The following is a 22,711-nucleotide window of genomic DNA, read 5'->3' as shown; positions in this document are numbered from 1 at the left end:
CATGAGTTCAGATCAGGATCACCTGAAGCAGACGGACACTGAGGAGCGTTTCGACTTCAAGAAGGAGTCGAAGGAGGCGTTCCGGAGCGAGAAGGGCCTCAACGAGGAGACGATCCGTGCGATCTCCGAGGACAAAGACGAACCCGAGTGGATGCTGGAGCGGCGCCTGCGTGCGCTCAAGCAGTACCACGCGATGCCGATGCCGACCGACTGGCCGGGCCAGCCCGACCTGAGCGAGGTCGACGTCGACGAGATCGTTCCGTACATCCGCCCCGACGTCGACGTCCGCGGCGGCGTCGACGACTGGACGGAACTCCCCGAAGAGATCAAAGACACCTTCGACAAACTGGGTATCCCGGAGGCCGAGAAGAACGCACTCTCGGGCGTCGGCGCGCAGTACGAGTCTGAGGTCGTCTACCAGAACATGCAGGAGCGGTGGGAGGAGAAAGGCGTCGTCTTCTGCAACATGGACGAGGCCGTACAGGAGCACGAAGAACTCGTCCGCGAGCACTTCATGACGACGTGCGTCCCCCCGAGCGACAACAAGTTCGCTGCGCTCCACGGCGCAGTCTGGTCGGGCGGGTCGTTCGTGTACGTCCCCGAGGACGTCACCGTCGAGATGCCCGTGCAGGCGTACTTCCGGATGAACTCCGAGGGGATGGGCCAGTTCGAGCACACGCTCATTATCGCCGAGAAGGGCTCCGAAGTCCACTACATCGAGGGCTGTTCCGCGCCGAAGTACTCGGCGTTCAACCTCCACTCCGGCGGCGTCGAGGTGTTCGTCAACGAAGACGCCCACGTGCAGTACTCGACCGTCCAGAACTGGTCGAAGAACACGTACAACCTCAACACGAAGCGCGCCATCGTCGAGAAGGGCGGGCGGATGGAGTGGATCTCCGGATCGATGGGATCGAAGGCGACGATGCTGTACCCCAGTTCCATCCTCAAGGGCCGCGGCGCCTCAGACAACCACATCACCATCGCGTTCGCTGGCGAGGGCCAGAACATCGACACCGGCGCGAAGGTGTACCACAACGCGCCGGACACGAAGTCGACCATCGAGTCGAAGTCTATCAGCAAGGACGGCGGCCGCACCAACTACCGCGGTCTCGTCCACATCGCCGACGGCGCACACGGCTCCTCGACGGCCGTCGAGTGTGACGCGCTGATGTTCGACAACGAGTCCACCTCCGACACGATGCCGTACATGGAGATCAACGAGTCGACGGTGGACGTCGCCCACGAGGCGACCGTCGGCAAGATCGGCGACGAGGACGTGTTCTACCTGCAGTCGCGCGGCCTCGACGACGACGACGCCAAGCAGATGATCGTCTCGGGCTTCATCGAGCCGATCACGGAGGAACTGCCCATCGAGTACGCCGTCGAGCTCAACCGGCTCGTCGAACTGGAGATGGAGGGCTCGCTCGGATAATCCGAGTCCCCGTCTCACCCCACACTCACCACACACAATGAGTACACAGCTACCCGCGAACCTCTCCGAGGAGACCGTGCGAACGATCTCCGACGAGCGTGACGAACCGGACTGGCTCCTCCAGACGCGTCTCGACGCGCTGGCGGCGCTGGACGACCTGGAGATGCCGAACGTCATCGAGACACCCGGCCGCCGCTGGACGAACCTCGAAGACCTCGACTACGAGACCCTCGTCGACCCGATCGACCAGAGCGACGAGACCGAACGCGTCTCCGCCGAGGGTGCCGAGGTGCTCGACTTCCCGGCAGCGCTGGACCAGCACCCCGAACTGGTGAAAGCGCACTTCGGCTCCGTCACCGACCCGCAGACGAACTACCTCACCGCGCTGTCGACGGCGCTGTTCACGACCGGCACGGTCATCTACGTCCCCAAGGGCGTCGACGCCGAGGACGTGAAGGTGCGCGCCGAGATGAACAGTCGGTCGCTGTTCAGCCACACGCTCGTCGTCACCGAGGACAACGCCTCGGCGACGATCCTCGAGCGCATCTCGAACGGCGAGAGCGACGTCGAGGGCGACCGCTACTTCAGCAACATCGTCGAGATCGTCTCCGGCGAGAACTCGTACGTCCAGTACGGCACGCTCCAGAACCTCGACGAGGACGTGTACAACTTCACGCTGAAGCGCGGCGACGCCAACACCTACTCGACGATCAGTTGGATCGAGGGCAACATCGGCTCTCGACTCACCCGCTCGGACATCGAGACGGAGTTGAACGGCGACTCCTCGGAGACGAAGATCGTCGGCGCGTTCTTCGGCCACAACGACCAGCACCTCGACATCAACGCTCGCGTGTGGCACAACGGCGAACACACGACCGCCGACCTGGTCACGCGCGGCGTCCTCGACGACGAGGCACGCTCGGTGTACGAGGGCGTGCAGGACGTCGGCCGCGACGCCTGGGACACCTCCTCGTACCAGCGCGAGAACACCCTGATGCTGAGCGACGACTCCGAGGCCGACGCCTCGCCGAAGCTCATCATCCACAACCACGACACCGAAGCGTCGCACTCCGCGACGGTCGGCCAGGTGGACAAAGAGGACCTGTTCTACATGACCTCTCGATCCATCCCCGAGCGCACCGCGCGCAATATGCTCGTGGAGGGCTTCTTCGTGCCCGTCCTCGAGGAGGTCGAGGTCGACGAACTCCGCGACGACATCGAGGACCTCATCGTCGCCCGCCTCGATTGAGGCGACGATACCCTCGGCTCCGCTCCCGTTCTCACGCTTTTCTTCCCGTCCACAGCGACTGCGCTGCGCCGATCAGTCGTCGACGACCTCGGCCTCGAACGACACGCCAGTCCCCTCCAGTCGGTCGATCAGCGGCAGGCCGATGCCCGACGCCGGCGTCAACACGCCGCCCTCCACGGGGGAGTCCACCTCTCCGCGGGCGAGACAGACGGCCGACTCACCGAGCATCCGCGCGGTCGACCCGTAGCCGGGGTCGCGGTCGCCGCGGACCCGCGCCTCGACGGTGAACCCCGAGGGGTGGTCGTCGGAGGCACCGGTGCCCACGAGTCGCACTTCGAAGGAACTCCCCTCGATGGTCTCGCGGTCGGGCCCCTCACCGGCCTCGGGGAGGACGTAGCGGTCGAGGAGTTCGCGAACCGGTCCGACTGAGAGCGCACCTGCGAGTAACCCTTGTCCGACCGCGAGACCGGCGGCGGTCGCCGCGGCTTTCACACCCTGCCCGGTTCGCAGCGATTCCCCGTAGCGGAAGGTGTGTCCCCACGGGTGGCCGAGGAGGGCGTTCGAGCGACGGACGACGGGTTCGTTGATCTGAGCCATCACGAACGGCGCGGTCCAGGTGTCGGCGTCGCGGTCGTATGCCACGCCGCGTTGCGGGCGGTCGGCGGGCGCGCCGCGACTCTCCGGCGGGTCGAGTGCCCGCGGGTCCGCGAGGAGGCGTCGCACCTCGCGGTCCTCGCTGGCCATCTCGTACATCTCGACCATACTCGCGATGGTGCCGCCGCTGAAGGAGCCACCCCGAATCGAGACGAAGCCGCGCACCTCGTCGCAGTACGCGCCGACGGTCTCCTCGGCGTGCGACTGCAGGAAGAGCGTTCCCACGTCGCTCGGCACGGAGTCGAACCCGCACCCGTGGACGATGCGCGTGCCGTTCTCGCGGGCGGCGTCGTGATGCTCGTCGATCATCTCGCGCATCCAGTGGACCTCACCCGAGAGGTCGCAGTAGTGGGTGCCCGCGTCGACGCAGGCGGCGACGAGGTGGGAGCCGAATCGGGCGTAGGGGCCGACCGTCGAGATGACGACGGCGGTCTGTTCGGCGATGGCGTCCAAGGAGTCCTGGTCGAACGCGTCGCCGGTCAGGAGGTCCAGCGCGTCGGCGTCGACGTCGGCGTCACTGTTGCTGTCGGCCAGCGAGTCGCGAACGGCGGCGAGACGCCGTTCGTCACGGCCGGCGAGCGCCCAGTCGAGGTCGGTCGTGCCGTAGCGGTCGGCGAGGTACTCGGCGACGAGGCCGCCGGTGAACCCGGTCGCGCCCCACAGGACGATCTCGTACTCGCGGTCGTGGTCGGACATAGAATCTGATCGGGTGAGTGGACGCCCCGGTGAAGTATCAGTCTTGTCGCGCGGCCGTCAGTACCGCTGTCGGTCGCCGTCGAGACGCCGTCAGTCGCCGCCGCTGAACACCGCCGACCGCCCAGCGCGGCGACCCAGTCGGAGGAGTCCCGGAAGCGCCGCGATGGCGAGGAGGAACTCGCTGCCGCCGGCGACGACGAACGCCGCGAGGAAGCCGAACTCCGCGGCGACTGCGCCGCCGACGAGCGATCCGGCGAGGAAGCCGAGACTCCCGGCGGCGTTGAACCCGGCGACGGCCGCACCACGGTCGCTGTCGCCCGCGAGGTCGACCACGAGCGCCAGCGTCGCCGGAGCCATCAGCGCCCCGAGGACGCCGACGCCGACCATCGCGACGGCGACGAGCGGAACCGTCGGGGCGAGGCCGACGAGGACGACGACGAGGCCGTAGACGGCAGATCCAGCGGCGATGGGGACGACGCGACCGATCCGATCCGAGAGGAGGCCGAACGGGTACTGTAGCAGCGCGAACGGCGCGAAGAAGGCCGCGAGGAGGAGGCCAGTCGCGCCGGGGCCGAGGCCGAACGCCTCTCGGAAGTACAGCGTCCCGACGAGTGCAAAGAAGCCGGCGGTGAGGCGGTCGACGAACGCGAACGCGTACGGAATCGAGAGGTCTCGCTGCTCGCGGAGTCCCGCGAGGAGTGCGGAGAGGCCACCGTGCCGCCTCGCGCCGTCGCCGGCGGCCGCGGGCGGACGGTCGGGAATCGTGAGTGCGCCGACGGCCGCGACGCCGAGCAGTCCAGCAGCGGCGAGCAGCGGGACGGTCGCACCGACCTCGTACAGTTGGCCCCCGAGCGGCGCGCCGGTGGCGGTGCCGAGGCCGATAGCGATGCCGGCGATGCCCATATTCCGGCCGTTGCCGCCGGAGCGGTCCGCGAGCGCCGAGATGGCCAACGAGAGTGCGCCCACCGTCGCACCGCCTTGGAGCGCACGGATGACGAGGACGGCCGCGAACGGAAGCCCGGCGTCGGCGACGCCAGCGAGTGCGAGATAGCCGACCGCACCGCCCGCGCTGGCGAGGGCAACGAGGCGACGACGCTCGCCGAGTCGGTCAGAGAGTGCGCCCCACGGGCCGGCGAAGACGGCGAAGGCGGCGAACTCGACGGCGAGAAACAGCGTGGGCGCGGCGACGCCCTGTCCGCCGAACGCCCGTGCGAGGATGTCGACGCCGGGGTACACCAGCGTCTGTGCGAGGAGGACAGCGTAGACGACGAGTGCGAGTGCGATCCGGTCGCGTCGCTGCCGGCGGGAGTCGTCGTCGTCGTCGCGGCCCGCGTCACTCATCGGCGGGTGTTGGATCGCAGACGGCTTGAGAGTTCGGCGTCGAGCCGTCGTCGGGCCGTCGTCGGACCGTCGTTGCGACCGGCGAGAACAGCGTCCGAGGGGAAGGCTTACGGTCGGCGTCGACCGATTCCCTGACGATGACCGCGGAATCGACCGACGACCCCGTCTGCCCGCCGTCGTGGGGTGACCGGCCGTGAGCCTCGGCCAGCGGGTCACGTCCGACCACCAACTCGCGCGTCTGCTCCAGATCGGTGTCGTGTTGGAAGAGGTCGTGGAGGCACGCTCTACGCACCACCACCGCGCGATGGACGAGGAGTTCGACCCCGACATCGAGCGACTGCTTCGCGATGCGGCCGCGGAGTCGGCCGAACACCGCCAGCGCTTGGAGGAACTCATCGCGGAGTTGGACGCCGACTCGGTCTCCTACGACGAGATAGAGACGCTCGTCGAGGCGCAGTACGGGAAGACGAAGCCGGAGGACTTCGACGGCGTCCTCTACGATCAACTGTGTAACGAAGAGACGGCGTACAAGTTCTACGACGACCTCATCACGGCCATCGAGGGGAGCGACTCGTCGTTCTCGGTCGACCGCGAGCAAGTGCTCGACACGCTTCGGAGCATTCGCGAGGAGGAGGCCGAGGGCGTCGAAGAAGTGACAGCGATTATGGAGCGACGATAACGATGAACACGGCAGACCAGTATCTCAAAGCCATCTATCTCGTGCAGGAGATGGAGGACGGCCCCGCCTCGACCGGTTCCGTCGCCGACGCACTCGACGTGAGTCCGGCCTCCGCCAACGAGATGATCGGCAAACTCGAGGAGCGCGGCCTCGCCGAACACGAGAAGTACAAGGGCGTCTCGCTCACCGACGACGGCATCGTTCGGGCGCGCGAGGCGCTGTCGAACTACTGCATCATCGAGCGCTTCCTCGCGAACGTCCTCGAAGTCGAGGAGTTCCGCGAGGAAGCACGCTCGCTGGAGGCCGTCATCGACGACACCGTCGCGGAGCGACTCGACACGATCATCGACCGCTCCAGCGAGTGCCCCGACTGCTTCAACGCCGAGACCGACGCCTGCGAGTATCTCGTCGAAGCCGAACCCGAGAACCCCGCCGACTGAGTCTGATCGACGACGACCGCCGCTGTTATATGGGCGGCCGCGGTGGGTCTTTGCGCTATGGGAGTGGGTGTCAGAAGTCGACTCAGATCGCTCGTGGGGGCGAGCGAGGACGACCCCGACTTCGTCTGTACGGCCTGTGAACGCGGCTTCGACGCCAATCGGCAACAGTGCCCCGACTGCGGGGGATTCGACATCCGACGCGGCTGAGACGCGGTGCGTCCGGGTGGTCTGCTGGTCGGACCAGAAAGTAATCCTATTGTACGTTGGTCCAGTACGACGAGATGGAGTCCCGTGGTGTAGTGGCCAATCATGAGGGCCTTTGGAGCCTTCGACGGCGGTTCGAATCCGCCCGGGACTATTTCTCACCCGTCGCGACCTCACGACCCAAGGAGTGCTGCATCGCTCCGCTGCCTGCTTCCCCGCCGACGTTTTCAGCACCCGCCTCTGACACACGATGTGGCCCTCACCGTTCACGACATTCGCAACGGCATCCGCGGCGGCGTCGGCCGGTTCAAGCGCGAGACGACTGCGACGTTCACCAAGGAAGAACTCGCGGCCATCGCCGACGCCCTCGACGTTCCCCACGAACACCGGTCGACAAACGAAACGACCCGCGCAGCAATCAGAGTCGCCGCCGGCGTGGCTGACTCACTGGACGAGGCCGACACGGGAACCTTCTCGAAACCGGAACTCCTGACGATTGCCGACGCACTCGGCGTCGAACCCGTCGAAGGCGACGAACCAGAGCCGCTGTACTGATCGGCTGCGGGCTTAGAGGAACGAGACGGCGTACGCGAGCGAAGAGAACAACATTAGTCCTACGAGGAACAGCGCGAGCACCTGCTGGCGGTCCATACGGACGAATCGACCGTGACGGGCAAAACGCTGGTGTTCACAGACTGAACAACAAGAACGGAACGCCGAACAGCAGCAGCGTCATCACGGCGAGAATCGCGCCGTAGGCCGCGGCGGTACCGGCCGCCGCGCGGAACGACTCGTGCGAGAGTGGGCCGAGGTCCATACGAAGTGGTGTTCGGGTCGGACCAAAACCGTTCCCCTCCTGTGACCACGTCCCCGTCCGAACCGTTCAAGCCGCCCGCGCCGGAGGGGCGGGTATGGGAACGCCGTTGGACTCGCGGGAGGCGCAGACCGTCGAGATACTCGACCGACTGTACGAACAGTACCCGGACACCGACATCTCGCTGAACTTCTCGACGAGACTCGAACTGCTGGTCGCGGTCGTCCTGTCGGCGCAGTGTACAGACGAACGAGTCAACACGGTGTGTGCGGACCTGTTCGAGAAGTACCAGTCCCCGGAAGACTACGCGAACGCCTCCGAGGAGCAACTCGCGGAGGACATCTACGGCATCACCTTCCACAACAACAAAGCGGGCTACCTGAAGGGCATCGGCGAGCAACTCATCGAGAAGCACGACGGCGAGGTGCCCGACACGATGACCGCGCTGACGGACCTCCCCGGCGTCGGCCGGAAGACGGCGAACGTCGTCCTCCAACACGCCCACGACGTGACCGAGGGTATCGTCGTTGACACCCACGTCCAGCGCATCTCGCGGCGACTCAGCTTGACCGAAGAGGAGCGACCGGAGGCCATCGAGGAGGATCTGATGGGCATTGTCCCCGAAGAGGACTGGCGAATGTTCACCCACCTGTTCATCAGCCACGGTCGCGCGACGTGTACGGCTCGGAACCCCGACTGCGACGACTGCGTGCTCGCAGACATCTGCCCCTCCGAACAGGGCGACGCAGCAGTCGACCTCGCGAGCGGCGAGGCGTGGTGAGGGGCGGCCACCAGATGAGGGCGGCGACCGCGCCGAGACCGACCGCGCCACGAGTGCAGTGGCGTGTTACAGGAGTCCGAAAACAGCCACCGGGCGTATCTGTCTGAGTGGTCGATCCTCGACCGACGATGTCAGACGGAGACGAACACGGCGTCGACGTCGAGGAGGATACAGCCCTCGAAACAGCCGACAACGAGGAGTCCGACGCACCCGACGACGCGATGCCGGAACAGGAACCGGGTCGCGACGATACCGACGGCGAGGTTCGTGAGGAGGAGGCGGCCGAACAGGAGAATCCCGACGCCCACCGTGACGAAGAGCCGTATCAGTCCTGACGCGGGCAGGCGGTCGCCCCTGTTGTCGTTCTTCGAGTCTGGTCAGGCAGCGATGTACTGCCCGTAGTACCGATACAGACCGACGGCGTACGCGAGGAACCAGAACAGCACGTAGCCGAACACGCCGATGCGGAGGCGTCCCCGCCACGCGGCCATATTCTCGTGGAGGTCGTTCAGGTCGGTGTCGGGGTCTTCGACGTCGTAGAGGTCGGCGTCGCGTTTCACCTGGAAGATGCGGACGATGCCCGTCAGTCCGAACGCGAGGAGGGCGTACGCCTGCAGGCCGAGGAACGCGTGGAGAGCGGTGATGCCGCCGAACTGGTCGAGCAAGCGGGGAGCCATCCAGAAGACGACCGGGATGGTGTTGAGGACGAGGCCCGGGAGGATCACCTTGAGGTGGCGGACGAGGAGGTCCCAGGTGACGTGCGACCGTTCTCGTCCGACCATAATCCACGCGCCGTAGAGGTAGAACGGGAGGCTGGCAGTCACCATCCCCGCCGCAATCGTCGCCACCGTTCCGTCCGAGAGCATCCACTCTCCTCTCGGGGTGGCGAGACCCTAAGCCCTCCGGGAGCGCCCGCCGCTCAGTCGTCGCCGCTGCCGCCGCCGTCGCTCCCGTCACCGTCGCTGTCCTCCCCGTCGCCACCGTTCCCACCACTGCCGTCGCCACCGTTCCCACCGCTCCCGTCGCCACCGCCGGACCCGCCCGACTGTACCGCTTCGAGGTCGTCCCAGTCGACGGTCCCAGCCTCGACGATGGCCGACGGCTGTAACGCAGGGTCGGTGAGCGTCACCCGCGCGAGGCCGACCGGACCGATGCGGGGTTCCGGAAGCGCGTTCGGGTCGCTCGTCTCGAACGGAGCGTCCGTCACGTCGCCGACGACGACGCGCATCGCCATCCCGAATCCTTCGTGCGGTGAACACACGAGGTCGTAGACGCCAGGAACGTCGAAACTGTGGAGCCAGGTGTCCGGTTGTGGGCCACCGTCCGATCCACCCGACTCCTCGCCCTCGCCGCCTTCGCCGCCCTCCGCGGGTGGGTCCACCATATCACCGGGAATCGACTCTGGCGTCCAGCCCAGAAGCGGCGAGGAGAAGGCGTCGACGCCGAGTGGGACGCGGCGACGCATCCCGTACGCCGGGTGGTACGACACGACGTTGTGGTCCGGGGTGGTGAACACGAATCGGATCACGTCGCCAGGATCGATATGGAGGCCGGTCGGTCGGTAGAAGAAGTCGGCGGGACGGCCGGCGGCGGTCGGCGGTCCGCGAATGATCGTCTCGACGTCGTGTACTGTCCCCGTGCCATTGCCACCGCTCTCGTCGTCCTCGTCGACCTGTGCAGGGACGCCCCGATAGCCCGACTGCGCCGCGGCGGTGCCGCCGACCGCAGACAGGCCCGCGCCGAGGCCGATGGCTTTCATCACGGTACGGCGCGACTGTCCGTTCGGATGGGTCGGTTTCTGTCCCATATCACACCCACACGTCGGCCACCGGGTTCGTTATTCACTCGCGTGCGAGCGTTCACCTGGGCTTTGTCAGCGAGAGGCGTACCTTCCGAGAATCCTACTCGAACGCACACTGTCGGTTCCTATCTTCGGAGATCCAGCGTCCGTTCACCCGGTATGCACTCCCTCGCGTGCTGAAACAGGAACGTACTGTGGGTCGGCCCCGACGTACTCCGCTCGCTCGATTGATCCGGAAGCCCCGATTGCTCGGCGAACGTCGCGGCCCTTATGCGCCTACGGCCCCGACTTCTACTGAATGACCGACGCCGCCGACGAGTCGCCCACCGTCGACGCGGACGCCGCCAGCGAGGACGCGGCGGGCGACGAGGACGTGTCGATCGAGGCGCTGCGTGCCGAGGTCGAAGAGAAGTACGACTTCGACAACTTCGGTCCGGCGGATATGGCCGAGATGACCGCCGCCGAGTGGGAGGCGGCGTTCGACCCCGACTCGTGGATCACCGGACGCGACCTCCTCGACCGCGTCGAGAAAGACCTCCGCAACCGCATCGCCTCCCGAGAGGTGTTCGCCGTGTTGGACCGCCGTGAGGACCCGCCCACCGTCGTCGCCTACTCCGACGAGGGGTGGGCGGTCGTCTACGAGGACGGGAGCGTCGAGGGCGAGGGGACCGTCCTGCGCGACGTGAAGCCGACGGTGGCGCTGTGTTCGATGGACTCTTACGAAGTGCGCGAACCACCCGAGGAGTACGAACTGCCGACGCCCGAGGAGGTACAGTCGGGGACCGGCGAGTTCGGCAACCTGATGATCCAGGCGGTCGCCGCGATGCAGTTGCTCGGCGGCCTTGGTCTCATCGGGGCGTGGCTGTTCCTCAACGTCGAGACCATCGTCGCGCCGGTCGCGGGGGGCTTCTTCCTCCTCATCGGCGTGTTCCTGTTCGCGGTCGTCGCGAACGCGCGGTTGTCCGACCGCTTCCGTGCCGAGGAGTACCGCGACCGCCTCCGTGCGGCGGGCATCGTCGAGGGCGGCGGCGAGGCGGAGTTCGTCCCGTTCGAAGAAGTCGCAGAAGAGGCACTCGCGGCCGCACTCGAAGAGCGAGAACCGACTGCGGGGAGTGAGGTCACAGCCGACGGCTCAGCCGGCGAATCTGTTCGAGGGACGAGCGACGAAACCGACGGATAGCGGGCCGTTGTATCGGGTACGCACCGGCCCGAAGGTCGGTGGGTTTATGCGCGACCAACCCCGACCGTACAGTACCGATGAAGAGGCGGGACTTTATGCGACAGGCCGGTGGCGCCACGGCCGCCCTCGGGGCGGGTACGGCCGCGACGGCCGGCACCGCTACAGCCCAGGAAGGCGGTGGCGGCGGGCAGCAGCCCGACTTCGGCGGCTACACCGACGGCGCCGAGGGCGGCGAGTATCTCGACGCCCGCGGTCAGTCCGAAGTGACCGTGGACGTCGGCGGCGGCGGGGGCCTCGCGTTCCTGCCGACCGACCTGTGGATCGACACCGGGACGACCGTCACGTTCGAGTGGTCCTCCGATGGCCACAACGTCATCTTCGAGGAGACGCCCTCCGACGCCTCCGTGAGCGGGCACGAACCGCTCGAGGGGTCGGGATTCTCCTTCGAGGTGACGTTCGACACCGGTGGCATCTACAAGTACTACTGTGACCCCCACAAATCGCTGGGGATGCTCGGCGCTATCGCCGTCGGCAGCGAAGTGCCGACTGTCGCGACCGGCGGTGGCGGACCGAAAGAACTCCACGAACTGGGCGTCGCGATCCAGGCACACTGGGTCGGGGCGGCGACCATCCTCGGCATCATTATGAGCGTGATATTCACGTTCTATCTGGTGAAGTACGGGGAGTCCGCACACACAGGGACGGGGAGATAACCGATGTCGAGTACTGGATCCACCTACGGCGACATCCACCGCTACGAACCGGCCCGCGAGAGCACCGCTGCGGCCATCGCGATCGTCCTCTTGACGATCGTCGAGGTCGTGTTCGTGTTTATGTTCACCTACGGCCTCGTCAACGGCTGGGGCCTCTCGGACACGGGGAATATGTTCCTCGGCGGCATCCTCGCGGTGATATTCATCGATCTGGCGTTTATTCTCGCGCTGTACCGCAAGGAGTTCCTCCCGGACGTGATGATCGTCAAGAAACGGCGTCGCAAGTGGGAGGACCTCTACATCCGCGAGGAAGACGTCGATGGAACCACCTTGGGCGGCGACGCGTGGGAGCAGGTCAAACGCGCCGTCTACCCCTACTACAAGCGGTGACACGATGAGTCTGGAAAAGAAAGACGAATACGATCACAAGAACTGGCTCGAGACCAAGGACCTCACGCCGGTCGAGGCGACGTTCCTCACCGCGCTCATCTGGGTCGACAAGCGCCTCCGCATCGTCGACTACCTCGAACTGCTGGAGTCGCTGTACTACCGGTCGAACCTCCAGATGCCGAAGTCCCACACCGAACAGTACGACCTGGACAACAAGTTCTGGTACTGGTACGCGTTGTACACGCTCGGATTCTTCAGTACCCTCGCGTACGTCGTCGCAGCCATCTCCGGGGCCTTACTCGGGTTCTACTACGTTCCCGCAGTCGGAGCCGCCGGACCGGGTGAGGCGTCCATCGCGTACGAGCAGATCGCGTTCATCATGCGCGACCTCCAGTTCGGCTTTATGCTGCGTTCGATCCACCGCTGGTCGGCGCAGGTGATGACCGCCGCGGTCTTCCTGCACATGCTCCGTGTGTACTTCACGGGCGCGTACAAGGAGCCGCGCGAACTGAACTGGCTGCTCGGCATCGTGCTCATCTCGCTGACGATGGTGTTCGGGTACACCGGGTACCTCCTACCGTGGGACCAGCTGGCCTTCTGGGCCGGCCAGATCGGCGTCGAAATGAGCCTCTCGATCCCGCTCATCGGCGAGTGGGTCGCTCAGCTCCTGTTCGGCGGGTTCTCGCTGAGCCAGGCGACGCTGCAGCGGATGTACATCCTGCACGTGTTCCTGCTCCCGTTCGTGGTGACGACGCTCATCGCGATCCACATCGGTATCGTGTGGGTGCAGGGCATCGCGGAGCCGCACTGATCCAACAATGACCGAAGACAACACCAACACGGACGTGGAAACGGACGGCGGTTCCGAGCCCGACGGCTCGGAAGCAGATCAGACCGTCAGGTCTGATGGTGGAACCGGCATCGTCGCGCCGGACGACGAGACCCCGACGTGGCGTGAGCGGAAAGAGCGCACCGAGGGGCTCTCCCGGCTGACGTACGAGTACTTCGAGCGAGCGCGCCGCGAGGACGAGGACCTCCGTCGCGAGTCCGACTACGTCGAGCGTGACGTGCTCGCGTTCCCGACGTGGCCCCACGAGACGGTTCGCAACCTCGCGTTGACGAGCTTCTTCGTCGGGATGATCATCTTCCTGTCGGCGACGCTGCCGCCGCACATCGGCGACCCGGCGAACCCGAACTCGACTCCGGCGATCATCCTGCCCGACTGGTACCTCTACTGGTCGTTCGGCCTGCTCAAGCTGGGCCCGCTCAACCCCGAGCTGGCCATCCTCGGCGGGCAGAAGCTGATGGCCGACCGCACGTACGGCGTGCTCGCGAACGGCATCGTCGTCGGCGCTATCGCCATCGTCCCCTTCATCAACAAGGGGTCGGCGCGGCGTCCCGTCGAACAGCCGTTCTGGGCGGCCGTCGGCGTCTTCGGCGTGTTCCTCGCGTTCACGCTGTCGATGCTGTCGGTCAAGAATCTCATGCCGATGAACGTCGACCTGCTGTTCGACCTGACGTTCTTCGTCCCACCCATCGCGGGCATCGTCACCTACGCGGTGCTGAAGACGATGCGCGAAGGGTACATGTACGACCTCAACCGGCGCTACTACCGGCTGCGGCCGCCGAAGTAACGCCGGCGACTCGTCGTTCACCAGTTTCTCTCTGCGGTTTTGCACCCACCACTCGGCAGCGACCGCGTTCTCGCCACCGCGTCGACCGCTGCCGCAGGACATAGTACCGTCCGGCCCCTCGGTTGGGGTATGAGCGAGACGCCGACCGACCGGTCGGATTCGACGGCGACGAGCGCGGGCGGCGGATCGGCGGCGGACGAGTCGACGGGGGACGCTGCCACCGACACCGAGGCGGACGACCCGACCCCCACCGACGGTCCGACTGCCCCCGACGGTCCGGTCGCCAGCGGCGAGGGTCGCGCACGCGACGTGGTCGTTCCGATGGCACTGTACAAGCGCGTGACCGCCTACGCGACGCTGACGGCGGTGGTGACGGTCGTCTTCGGATTCATCCTCCTCGATGCGGCGACGCTGAACGTCTCGCTGACGCGGCGGTTCGTCGTCGGTGTGTTGGCTACCGTCGGCGTGGCGCCGCCGGAGACGTTCCTCACCGCACTGTTCTCGGTGCTCGGGCTAGGGTCCATCGCGTTCGGTGCGGGCGTGTACGTGCTCGGGTCGCGCTTCCGGGCGGCGGGGATGAGCGCGGAGAACGGAAACCCTCAAGACGACGACGCCGAAGTGTAAGGTAATGGCAGACGAGTTCATCAAGGGTCTCGGGCTGTTCTGTGGTGCGGGACTCGCGTGGATGGTGCTCGCGGGCTGGTACCGGACGCCCTCGTTCGAGAGCCCCCGACAGCTTATCGCCGCGCCGCCGGAGCCGAGTAACGTCTTCGACGCCATCGGCATCTTCCTCAACGACGTGTTCCTGTGGACGGCCATCCTCGGCGCGCTGACGTTCTGGGTGCTCATCCCGACGTTCCGACAGATCCGCGACTCGACCGCGTCGGCGTAAGCCGGTGACTGCGGCGGCTCGCAGGCGACGGACCTTTTGGCACCTGCGTTCTCACGGCCAGTATGAGCCGTAAGGCCGCCGTCCGCCGCGTCGGTGCCGTCATCCTCGTGGTGAACGTCGTCCTCGCGGTCGCGAAGGCCGCGGTGTGGTACGTGACCGGCAGCCTCGCGGTCGGGTCGGAGGCGGTCAACTCACTCGCGGACGTCGCGTACTCCACTGTCGTCCTCGCCGGTCTGTACCTCACCACGCAACCGCCGGACTTCGAGCATCCGCACGGCCACGAACGGATCGAACCGTTCGTCTCGCTGTTCGTCGCCGCGGGCGTCCTCGTCGCCGGTATCGGCGTCGCCTACTCGGGTGTCTCCGCACTCCTCGCGCCGGGACCGCCGCAGACGTTCACCGGCGGACCGCTCGCGGTGGGTGTCCTCGTCGCGACGGGCGTGGTGAAACTCCTCTTGTACCGCTACTGCTACACTATCGGCCGCGAGCGCAACTCTCCCGCCATCGTAGCCACCGCCCTCGACAACCGCAACGACACGCTCACTGCGGGGGCGGCGCTCGTGGGTGTCCTCGGGTCGGCCGCGGGCTACCCCGCACTCGACGCGGTGGCCGCGACGGCCGTCTCGGTGGGCATCCTCTACACGGGCTACGACATCGTCCGCGACAACGTGGGGTACCTCGTCGGCGCGGCCCCGCCGGAGGAACTCCGCGAGGAGATTCTCGACCGCGCGCTGTCGCACCCGCAAGTGCGCGGTGCACACGACGTGGTCGCCCACTACGTCGGCCCGGAGGTGGACGTGAGCCTCCACATCGAGGTGGAGGGGAAGCGATCCCTGTTCGAGGCCCACGACATCGAGACCGAGGTGGTGGAGTCCATCCGGGCTATCGCCGCCGTCGACGACGTGTTCGTCCACGTCGACCCGAAAGAACTCGGCGAGTGGAAAGACGCCGCGGACGCACGCGTCGCCGCCGAAGAGGTGACGCTGTCTGGCGCGCCCGAGGACGGTACCGATGTTGACAACGCTAACTCCGACGGCGACTCCGACGGCGACTCCGACGCCGCCGACGCCCGACCAGCATCCGAGAGTACGGACGGCACCGACGACTGACGCCGGCGACGATCCGTGTCGGTCGGTCGCCACGGAACGCTTTTCACCCGACCGCGAAATCCGCAGACGTGTCAGATTTACTGGCAGGACGGACGGCTGTCGTGACGGGCGCGGCGAGTGGGAACGGACGGGCCATCGCCCGACGCTTCGCCGAGGAAGGAGCAGACGTGGTCGTCGCCGACGTGCGCGAGGAACCACGCGAGGGGGGTGAGCCGACGCACGAACTGGTCGCGGCCGAGACGGACGCCGAGGCGACGTTCGTCGAGTGTGACGTGCGCGACCCGGCGGACCTGGAAGCGGCCGTCGAGGCTGCGGAGGCGTTCGGCGGCGTCGACGTGATGGTGAACAACGCCGGCATCTACCGGCCGGAGAACTTCCTCGAGACGAGCGAGGACGAGTTCGACCAGTTGATGAACATCAACGCGAAGGGTGTCTACTTCGGCGCGCAGGCGGCGGCCAAACGGATGGTCGCACGGGCGGAGGCGGGCGAGGCCGACGGACCAGCCCCCGTCATCATCAATATGTCCAGCGCCGCAGGCCTGCGCGGTGACGGCCGCCTCGTCACCTACTCGATGTCGAAGGGGGCGGTTCGACTGTTCACCTACGCACTGGCGGACGCCCTCGGCGACGCGGGCATCCGGGTGAACGCCATCCATCCGGGGTTCATCGAGACGGCGATGACCACAGAGGACGTGGAACTCGTCGGCACCGAGACGGAGGCACGGATGTCGAAGGCGATTCCGAGCGGTCGCTTCGGCCAGCCTTCGGAGGTAGCCGACGCCGCGGTGTACCTCGCCAGCGAGATGGCGGGGTACGTCACCGGGGAGTCGCTCGTCGTCGACGGCGGGATGTCGAACACCTGATCTGGTGGTGCGGTCGCGTTCGCATCCGGAACCGACTCAGTAGAAGTTGACTCGCGTGTCCACACCCTCGACGGTTCTCGACGCCGACGGGTCGCGGTCGAGTGCCCTCGACTCGCCCGAGGTGTCGGCTTCGATCCGTTCTACCGCACGGGCCGCGGCACGCAACGCCGAATCGAGGGCTGCCGTGTCGTCCTCGGCGGGACCAACCCCGGCGACGACGCGGCGGTCGCCCGCGGTTCGGTCGCGTTCGTGGACGGCCAACGTCTCGCCGTCGCTCGATCCGACCGTCGTGATCAAGAGGTCGCACGGATAGTCGCCGTGCGCGAGTGTCACCGCGTCCGCTGGCAGGCGGTCGCCGAACTGCACCACCCCGGTGCCGACGCGCCAGCCGTCGGGGACGAGGGCGTCGACCGGGAGTTCGTGGAGGACGTCCCGAAGCGTCCGCTGGGTGCGCGTCCCAGCGAGGTCCGTTCGGCCGCGCTCACTGCCTGACCAGCGCATACGATCGTGTTGTACGAGCGACAGTATGAATCTCTCGGCTAGATCCGAAGACAACGGACGCGCATCGTAGCGGTGTCTCACGCGCCGGTCAGCGTCAGTCGAACGTAGCCGAGATACGGGATTCGAACGTGTGCTTCCGCGCGGATGCTGTCAGGACGGACGACCGGTGCGTTGCCGTTCACCTGGTCGTACTGGGAGTTGGCGTCCCCCTTCGTGACGAATCCCGCGTGCGGTGCGGGACACGCCTCCAGTTCTCGGCAGGAGTCGACGCCCGCCGGGAGGTGTGCGGGGTCGGCGTCGTCGTACCAGTTCTCGCCGGCCTCGACGTACAGGTGTGCGCGGTGGATGATCGGCGACCCCGGTCTGTACGGCGAGTCGAACACGATGACATCGCCAGGCGCGCCGATCGTTCGCGATCCGGGCGGCGCCTCCGCGGCGGTTACGACGCCCGCGACAGTCTCGGGACCGTCACGCGTGGGGTCAGCGACGACGACGAGGTCGCCACGCTCCATATGCGGTTCCATACTGCCGGACTCGACGGCGACCATCGGCGGCCACACGCCGGTGGCCGCGAACAACAGCGACGCGACGACGAGGACGCCGAGGCCGACCTGCACCGTGTCTCGGATGATCTGTCGGAGGGCGTCGTTCACGACGGAGGCTCTGTGGATACGATGAAAGCTCTTGTGGAGGAGTCGTCAGACACGCTGGCCACATCCGACCGCATCTGGTCGGCGTCTCAGACGGGTTCTCCGAACGCGTACATCGTGTTCTGCCCGGTAATCTCCACGTCGAGAAAGTCACCGGGGGAGACGCCGTGGTCGTCGGCGTGCTGGATGATGACCTGTCGGTACGCGCCGTCGCGGCACTTCACGGAGTCGCCGGTTCCCTCCTCGACGACGAGGACGTGGCGTGTCGTGCCGACCATCGACTCGTAGGCGGCGCCGACGATGTCGCGCTTGGCGGCGCTCATCTCCTTCGAGCGGTCCTTCTTCGTCTGCCCGCCCAGTCCCTTCATCTCTGCCGCCTCGGTGCCGGGCCGCTTCGAGAAGCGGGTGACGTTCACCTTCTCGGGACGGACCTCCCGGAGCAGCGCCATCGACTGCTCGTGGTCGTGGTCCGTCTCGGAGGGGAAGCCGACGATGAAGTCCGTCGACAGCGTCCACTCGTTTAGTCGCTCATCGAACGTCTCGACGATGTCGAGGAAGCCGTCGACGCGGTGCTGGCGGCGCATATCCTCCAGGACGTCGTCGCTGCCCGACTGGACGGGGAGGTGGATGAAGTCGTACAGTTTCTCGTTGCGGGCGAACACGTCCGCGAGTTCCTCGCGGATGCCGTGGATGCCGCCCGGATTCGCCATCCCGACGCGGACGCGGAACTCTCCGTCGATGTCGCAGATGCGGTCGAGGAGTTCCGGCAGTTTCCGCTCGCCCTCGTCCCAGCCGTAGACGCCGGTGTCCTGCCCTGTCACGCGAATCTCTTTCGCGCCCGCGTGGACGAGTGCCCGCGCCTTCTCGACGTTCTCCGCGACTGGCGGCGAGTCGATGCGGCCGGTCGCGAACTTCGTGATGCAGTACGAGCAGTTGCTCATACACCCGCGGGCGATGGGGAGGATACCTACTTGGCCGTCGAGGATCGGTTCGGTGTCGGCCGTCGGCGTGGGACACTCGCCGTTCATCACCGCCGTCGGGACGTCCTCCCAGTGGAGGACCTGCGCGTCGACTTCGGCCTCGGCAAACTCTTCGCCCTGCGCGAGCGCCATACAGCCAGTTACGATGAGGTCCGCCGTCTCGTCGGCCAGTTCCTCCGCGCGGCGCAACATATTGCGCTCCGTCTTCTCGACGACAGTGCAGGTGTTGAGGATGGCCACGTCCGCCTCGCCGGGCCCGTCGGCGGGGCGGTGGCCGCCGTCCCGAAGCCGGCGCTCGATCTCCCGGCTCTCACCCCGGTTGGACGTGCAGCCGTACGTCTCGATGTGGTACGTCGCCATTCGCTTGTGTGAGCGTACCCGCGCGCGAGGTTAAGGGGAACGGTCCCGAGTGGCGGGAGACACGAGGAGACCAGCGACGCGGTCTCCGTCGAGGATAAGGGCTATCACGCACCGCCGGGACGGCGAACGTGATGCCCTCCAGACGTGACACGCTCCGCGGCCTCGGGAGTCTCGGTGCAGTCGGTCTCGCAGCGACCGCCGGCTGTCTCGGTGCAGGTCCCGGTTCGTACGACGGTGTGAGTCCCGGCGACGACGCCGACACCGACTGGCCCAGGCCCCGACACGACGCTCGCGCGACCGGCTACGCGCCCGACGCGGCCGCACCTCGGACCGGCGCGACCGTCTCGTGGCGACGCCAGACGTTCCTCCCGCGACCACCGGTCGTGGCCGACGGTCTCGTCCTCCGGACGGCCGCTGGCGTGGGAATCACCGCCTACGACGTCGACTCCGGCGAGGAACGGTGGTCGTACGAGCCGGACGAACACCCGACGGTCGGTGCGCCCGCCGTCCACGACGGCGTCGCGTACGTGCCGATGCGCGAGGGCCTCACCGCGGTCCGCCTCGCCGACGGCGAGGAACTGTGGCGCGGGCCGTCCGCGACACCCGAGGCGACGCCCGTGCTCACTGACGACGGCGACTACGTCTTCGGCGGCGGCGAGGACGGCCACGTCTACCAACTCGACCCGGCGACGGGGGAGGTGACGTGGGAGGCCGACGTGTTCGGGACGGTGCAGACGCTGTCGCTGAAGCGGTTCCTGTTCGTCGGGACGCGCGGCGGCGAGGTGTACGCCTTCGGGGACCGCTTCGACCCGCTGGAGGCGTGGCGACTCCGGTTCGACGGGATGGTCGAGGCGGTCACTGCACACAGCAACGGGCCGACAGTGGCGCTGTTCGGCGGGCCGCTCACGAACCTCACGGACAACGCGGGTGTCGGGTCGGTGCAGTGGACCGCGCCCGCGGCGCGGGCGAACACCGCGCCCGTGCTCGTGGGTTCGTGGCTCGTCTCCGCCGGCTACGACACCGTCTCGACGACGCGGGGTTACGACGGAAAGCGAGCGTGGGGGCTGAACGGCCGGTTCGACCGCTGTGACCCGGTCGCCGCCGGCGACACGCTGTACCTCGGTGACACCGACGGCGTCCACGCCATCTCACTGTCGGGCGGCGTCGGTGCGGGAGGCTACCGCGTGGGCGCTCGCCGGTGGTCGATGTCGCTTGGGGGACCCGTCGGTGGCCTCGCGGTCGCGTCGGGGTCGCTCGTCGCGACCGTCCGCGGCGGCGACCAGCACGAGGTAGTCGTCCTCGACCCGGTGGACGACTGATGCGAACTCGACGACCGCCCGACACGAAAGGGGAAAGCGCTTAGGCCGGCCCGAACCACGCACCCACAGAGTCGATGCCCTCGCGACGACGCTTCCTGTCGGGACTGGCGGCCGGCACAGCCGTGGGGCTGTCCGGGTGTCTCGGCGGCGGGACGACGTTCTCGCCGGGGCGTACGTCTAACACCGACTGGCCACTCCCGGGGCACGGCCCCCGCGCGAGCAACTACACGAGGAACGCGGTCGCGCCGAGGACACCGCCGAGCGAGCGGTGGCGCGCCGAGACGGGGCGGTCGGTCGGTCGCCCGGTCGTCGCCGACGAGACGGTGTTCGTCCCCGCCGAAGACGGCCTGTACGCGCTCCGCTTGCGCGACGGCGAACAGCGGTGGCGAGCGTCGATCGCACCCTACGGCGTCGCCGTCGCCGACGGCGTCGTGTACGCTACTGCGCGCGACGAGGCGGCCGTGTTCGCATACGAGGCCGACAGCGGCGAGGGTCGCTGGCGGCGGGAGACGGCGGCTGACTTCGCGACCGCGCCGTTGCCGCTTTCGAGCGGTGACGCCGTCGTCGTCGGCGACACAGACGGACACGTCCGCTCGTTGGCGCCCCGCACCGGCGAGACGCGCTGGCGCTTCCGCGCGTTCACCGGCGTCTACTCGCTGGCCGCACGCGACGACCGCGTGTACGTCGGAACGACCGGCGGCGAGGCGTACGAACTCCACGTCGTCGACGGCGACGACGGGCCGTCGGGCGTCCCGCTGTGGCGACGGAAACTCCCCGGAACCGTCCGGGCGCTGAGTGCGACCCGCCAATCCGTCTACGCGGCGACGTTCGGCGGCGGCTTCCTCAAACTGGCGACGGGAGCGTCCGCCGGACGCACAGAGTGGCACGCGACGGGTGCGCCGACCGTGACGGACGCACTGGTTCACGCCGGTCGTCTCGTCGTCGGCGTCGGGTCCGAGGGCGTCTCGGCGTACGACGCCGCGACGGGCGACCCGCGGTGGCGCGCGACGGTCGACAGAACGGCACCCGCGTCGCCGCCGGCGGCCGCTGGCGACACGCTGTACGTCGGCGTCGGCGGGGCGTTGCACGCGTACGCGCTCGGCGGCGGCGTCGGCGTCGGTCCATACCGCGTCGACGTTCAGCGCTGGCGACTCCCGATCCGAACCCGAGGGGTCGCCATCGCCGACGGCGCAGTGGTGGTCACCTCCGATGACCTCGACGGGTCGCCCGGCGTCGCGGTGCTGGAGTGACGGCTCAGGCGTCGGCGTCGGGGTGGCCGCCGAGAATCTCGATGCCCGAGGACGCGCCGATGCGCTCGGCACCCGCGGCGAACATCGCGCAGGCGTCGTCGTACCCGCCGACACCGCCGCTGGCTTTCACGGGGAGGTACTCGCTCATCAGGGCCACGTCGTCGACGGTCGCCCCGCCGTCGGCGAACCCGGTCGACGTCTTCACCATCGCGGCGTCGGCGTCGCGGGCGGCCGCACACGCCCGGTGTTTCTGGTCGTTGGTCAACAGCGCCGTCTCGATGATCACCTTCACCGGGATGGGGACCGCAGCGACGACCTCAGAAATCTCCGCTTGCACCGCGTCGTCGTCGCCGGCGAGGAGTCGGCCGACGTTGATGACGAGGTCGAGTTCGTCTGCGCCATCCCGCCACGCTCGCTCGGCCTCGTCGCGCTTGGCGCCCGGTGCGTGCTGGCCGTGCGGAAAGCCGACGACGGTCGCCAGCGTCACGTCGGGCGCGTACTCGGCGGCCTCCGCGACGTAACACGGCGGGATACAGGCGTTCATCCCGTGGTCGGCCGCCTCGTCGAGCAGGGTCTCGACGTCTGCGAGCGTCGTCGTCGGCCCGAGGACGGTGTGGTCGATAGCCGCGGCGAAGGTGTCGAGCGACAGCGATTCGGGGTCGCTGAAGTCGGCGTCGGAACTGTCGGTCATACTCGCCACTGAGCACGCATCTCGGAAAAGGTACCGAGTGTCTCCGGGTGGCCCACCGACCGGGTGGTTTCACAACGCTTTCGGCGGC

Annotated in this window: 27 protein-coding genes and 1 tRNA gene; 19 read left to right on the top strand and 9 right to left on the bottom strand. The window is 67.5% G+C overall.

Translation table 11 applies throughout. The features are described 5' to 3' along the window. Nucleotide 1: 1 nt before the first annotated feature. Together sufB and sufD are read left to right on the top strand one after the other, a co-directional pair. Nucleotides 2-1,432, top strand: a complete 1,431-nt coding sequence (gene sufB / locus P0D77_RS13270) for a Fe-S cluster assembly protein SufB (protein WP_277553570.1) — start codon at nt 2-4, stop codon at nt 1,430-1,432. Between the two features lie 37 nt (nt 1,433-1,469). Continuing rightward, nucleotides 1,470-2,681 carry a Fe-S cluster assembly protein SufD gene (sufD, locus tag P0D77_RS13265; protein ID WP_277553569.1) on the top strand — a complete coding sequence of 404 codons (1,212 nt, stop codon included), beginning with the start codon at nt 1,470-1,472 and terminating at the stop codon, nt 2,679-2,681. Between the two features lie 72 nt (nt 2,682-2,753). Here sufD and P0D77_RS13260 read toward each other — a convergent pair whose 3' ends face one another. Further along, entirely contained in the window at nt 2,754-4,031 is a 1,278-nt protein-coding gene (locus P0D77_RS13260; protein ID WP_277553568.1) for a saccharopine dehydrogenase family protein, read from the bottom strand. Nucleotides 4,032-4,121: 90 nt separating this feature from the next. Then, complete coding sequence (locus tag P0D77_RS13255; protein WP_277553567.1) at nt 4,122-5,372, bottom strand: MFS transporter; 1,251 nt, start codon at nt 5,370-5,372, stop codon at nt 4,122-4,124. A gap of 193 nt (nt 5,373-5,565) precedes the next feature. Between P0D77_RS13255 and P0D77_RS13250 the strand changes: the two genes are divergently transcribed. From P0D77_RS13250 to P0D77_RS13235, 4 genes are all read left to right on the top strand, one after another. Then, entirely contained in the window at nt 5,566-6,051 is a 486-nt protein-coding gene (locus tag P0D77_RS13250; RefSeq protein WP_277553566.1) for a ferritin-like domain-containing protein, read from the top strand. A gap of 2 nt (nt 6,052-6,053) precedes the next feature. Further along, nucleotides 6,054-6,491: a metal-dependent transcriptional regulator gene (locus tag P0D77_RS13245; protein ID WP_277553565.1), complete on the top strand. Its 438-nt coding sequence runs from the start codon at nt 6,054-6,056 to the stop codon at nt 6,489-6,491. A 285-nt stretch (nt 6,492-6,776) separates the two neighbouring features. Then, nucleotides 6,777-6,849 (top strand) — tRNA-Gln (locus tag P0D77_RS13240). A 98-nt stretch (nt 6,850-6,947) separates the two neighbouring features. Next, nucleotides 6,948-7,250, top strand: coding sequence for a hypothetical protein (locus P0D77_RS13235; protein ID WP_277553564.1), 303 nt, complete (start codon nt 6,948-6,950; stop codon nt 7,248-7,250). Between the two features lie 133 nt (nt 7,251-7,383). On the opposite strand, the gene P0D77_RS13230 is transcribed toward P0D77_RS13235, so the two are convergent. After that, nucleotides 7,384-7,512 (bottom strand): hypothetical protein, encoded by a 129-nt coding sequence (locus P0D77_RS13230; RefSeq protein ID WP_277553563.1) that lies wholly within the window; start codon nt 7,510-7,512, stop codon nt 7,384-7,386. A gap of 94 nt (nt 7,513-7,606) precedes the next feature. Between P0D77_RS13230 and nth the strand changes: the two genes are divergently transcribed. Beyond that, nucleotides 7,607-8,290 (top strand): endonuclease III, encoded by a 684-nt coding sequence (gene nth, locus P0D77_RS13225; protein WP_277553562.1) that lies wholly within the window; start codon nt 7,607-7,609, stop codon nt 8,288-8,290. 128 nt (nt 8,291-8,418) lie between these two features. Further along, on the top strand, nt 8,419-8,625 hold the full coding sequence (locus P0D77_RS13220; RefSeq protein ID WP_277553561.1) for a hypothetical protein: 207 nt from the start codon (nt 8,419-8,421) through the stop codon (nt 8,623-8,625). A 42-nt stretch (nt 8,626-8,667) separates the two neighbouring features. On the opposite strand, the gene P0D77_RS13215 is transcribed toward P0D77_RS13220, so the two are convergent. Together P0D77_RS13215 and P0D77_RS13210 are read right to left on the bottom strand one after the other, a co-directional pair. Next, the gene (locus P0D77_RS13215) at nt 8,668-9,156 is read right to left on the bottom strand and encodes a DUF7321 family protein (protein ID WP_277553560.1); all 489 of its coding nucleotides are present in this window, start codon (nt 9,154-9,156) and stop codon (nt 8,668-8,670) included. A 53-nt stretch (nt 9,157-9,209) separates the two neighbouring features. Next, complete coding sequence (locus P0D77_RS13210) at nt 9,210-10,097, bottom strand: cupredoxin domain-containing protein (protein WP_277553559.1); 888 nt, start codon at nt 10,095-10,097, stop codon at nt 9,210-9,212. Between the two features lie 292 nt (nt 10,098-10,389). Between P0D77_RS13210 and P0D77_RS13205 the strand changes: the two genes are divergently transcribed. The 9 genes from P0D77_RS13205 (at nt 10,390) to P0D77_RS13165 (ending at nt 16,872) form a co-directional block, all read left to right on the top strand. Next, nucleotides 10,390-11,271, top strand: a complete 882-nt coding sequence (locus tag P0D77_RS13205; RefSeq protein WP_277553558.1) for a DUF7319 domain-containing protein — start codon at nt 10,390-10,392, stop codon at nt 11,269-11,271. A 77-nt stretch (nt 11,272-11,348) separates the two neighbouring features. Further along, entirely contained in the window at nt 11,349-11,984 is a 636-nt protein-coding gene (locus P0D77_RS13200; protein WP_277553557.1) for a plastocyanin/azurin family copper-binding protein, read from the top strand. Nucleotides 11,985-11,987: 3 nt separating this feature from the next. Then, on the top strand, nt 11,988-12,374 hold the full coding sequence (locus P0D77_RS13195) for a DUF7318 family protein (RefSeq protein WP_277553556.1): 387 nt from the start codon (nt 11,988-11,990) through the stop codon (nt 12,372-12,374). A gap of 4 nt (nt 12,375-12,378) precedes the next feature. Next, the gene (locus P0D77_RS13190; RefSeq protein ID WP_277553555.1) at nt 12,379-13,185 is read left to right on the top strand and encodes a cytochrome b; all 807 of its coding nucleotides are present in this window, start codon (nt 12,379-12,381) and stop codon (nt 13,183-13,185) included. 7 nt (nt 13,186-13,192) lie between these two features. After that, the gene (locus P0D77_RS13185) at nt 13,193-14,008 is read left to right on the top strand and encodes a cytochrome b family protein (RefSeq protein ID WP_277553554.1); all 816 of its coding nucleotides are present in this window, start codon (nt 13,193-13,195) and stop codon (nt 14,006-14,008) included. 129 nt (nt 14,009-14,137) lie between these two features. After that, nucleotides 14,138-14,632 carry a DUF7315 family membrane protein gene (locus tag P0D77_RS13180; protein ID WP_277553553.1) on the top strand — a complete coding sequence of 165 codons (495 nt, stop codon included), beginning with the start codon at nt 14,138-14,140 and terminating at the stop codon, nt 14,630-14,632. Nucleotides 14,633-14,636: 4 nt separating this feature from the next. Then, on the top strand, nt 14,637-14,900 hold the full coding sequence (locus P0D77_RS13175; RefSeq protein ID WP_277553552.1) for a DUF7314 family protein: 264 nt from the start codon (nt 14,637-14,639) through the stop codon (nt 14,898-14,900). 62 nt (nt 14,901-14,962) lie between these two features. After that, complete coding sequence (locus P0D77_RS13170; protein ID WP_277553551.1) at nt 14,963-16,009, top strand: cation diffusion facilitator family transporter; 1,047 nt, start codon at nt 14,963-14,965, stop codon at nt 16,007-16,009. 68 nt (nt 16,010-16,077) lie between these two features. Then, entirely contained in the window at nt 16,078-16,872 is a 795-nt protein-coding gene (locus P0D77_RS13165) for an SDR family oxidoreductase (RefSeq protein ID WP_277553550.1), read from the top strand. A 36-nt stretch (nt 16,873-16,908) separates the two neighbouring features. Here P0D77_RS13165 and P0D77_RS13160 read toward each other — a convergent pair whose 3' ends face one another. From P0D77_RS13160 to P0D77_RS13150, 3 genes are all read right to left on the bottom strand, one after another. After that, a complete protein-coding gene (locus P0D77_RS13160) occupies nt 16,909-17,373 on the bottom strand; it encodes a hypothetical protein (RefSeq protein WP_277553549.1) in 465 nt (154 codons plus the stop codon). 77 nt (nt 17,374-17,450) lie between these two features. Next, nucleotides 17,451-18,026 (bottom strand): S26 family signal peptidase, encoded by a 576-nt coding sequence (locus P0D77_RS13155; protein WP_277553548.1) that lies wholly within the window; start codon nt 18,024-18,026, stop codon nt 17,451-17,453. Nucleotides 18,027-18,112: 86 nt separating this feature from the next. Then, a complete protein-coding gene (locus tag P0D77_RS13150; protein ID WP_277553547.1) occupies nt 18,113-19,363 on the bottom strand; it encodes a tRNA (N(6)-L-threonylcarbamoyladenosine(37)-C(2))-methylthiotransferase in 1,251 nt (416 codons plus the stop codon). 131 nt (nt 19,364-19,494) lie between these two features. On the opposite strand from P0D77_RS13150, the gene P0D77_RS13145 reads away from it, so the two are divergent. Together P0D77_RS13145 and P0D77_RS13140 are read left to right on the top strand one after the other, a co-directional pair. Then, nucleotides 19,495-20,682: an outer membrane protein assembly factor BamB family protein gene (locus P0D77_RS13145; protein ID WP_277553546.1), complete on the top strand. Its 1,188-nt coding sequence runs from the start codon at nt 19,495-19,497 to the stop codon at nt 20,680-20,682. Nucleotides 20,683-20,756: 74 nt separating this feature from the next. Continuing rightward, nucleotides 20,757-21,932 carry an outer membrane protein assembly factor BamB family protein gene (locus tag P0D77_RS13140; RefSeq protein WP_277553545.1) on the top strand — a complete coding sequence of 392 codons (1,176 nt, stop codon included), beginning with the start codon at nt 20,757-20,759 and terminating at the stop codon, nt 21,930-21,932. A gap of 4 nt (nt 21,933-21,936) precedes the next feature. Here P0D77_RS13140 and deoC read toward each other — a convergent pair whose 3' ends face one another. Beyond that, complete coding sequence (deoC, locus tag P0D77_RS13135; protein WP_277553544.1) at nt 21,937-22,623, bottom strand: deoxyribose-phosphate aldolase; 687 nt, start codon at nt 22,621-22,623, stop codon at nt 21,937-21,939. Between the last annotated feature and the right edge of the window lie 88 nt (nt 22,624-22,711).

It is taken from the genome of Halobaculum limi (genome assembly GCF_029490015.1).
In the GTDB taxonomy this organism is placed as follows: Archaea; Halobacteriota; Halobacteria; order Halobacteriales; family Haloferacaceae; genus Halobaculum; species Halobaculum limi.
This window is presented reverse-complemented; position numbering and strand designations above follow the sequence as displayed.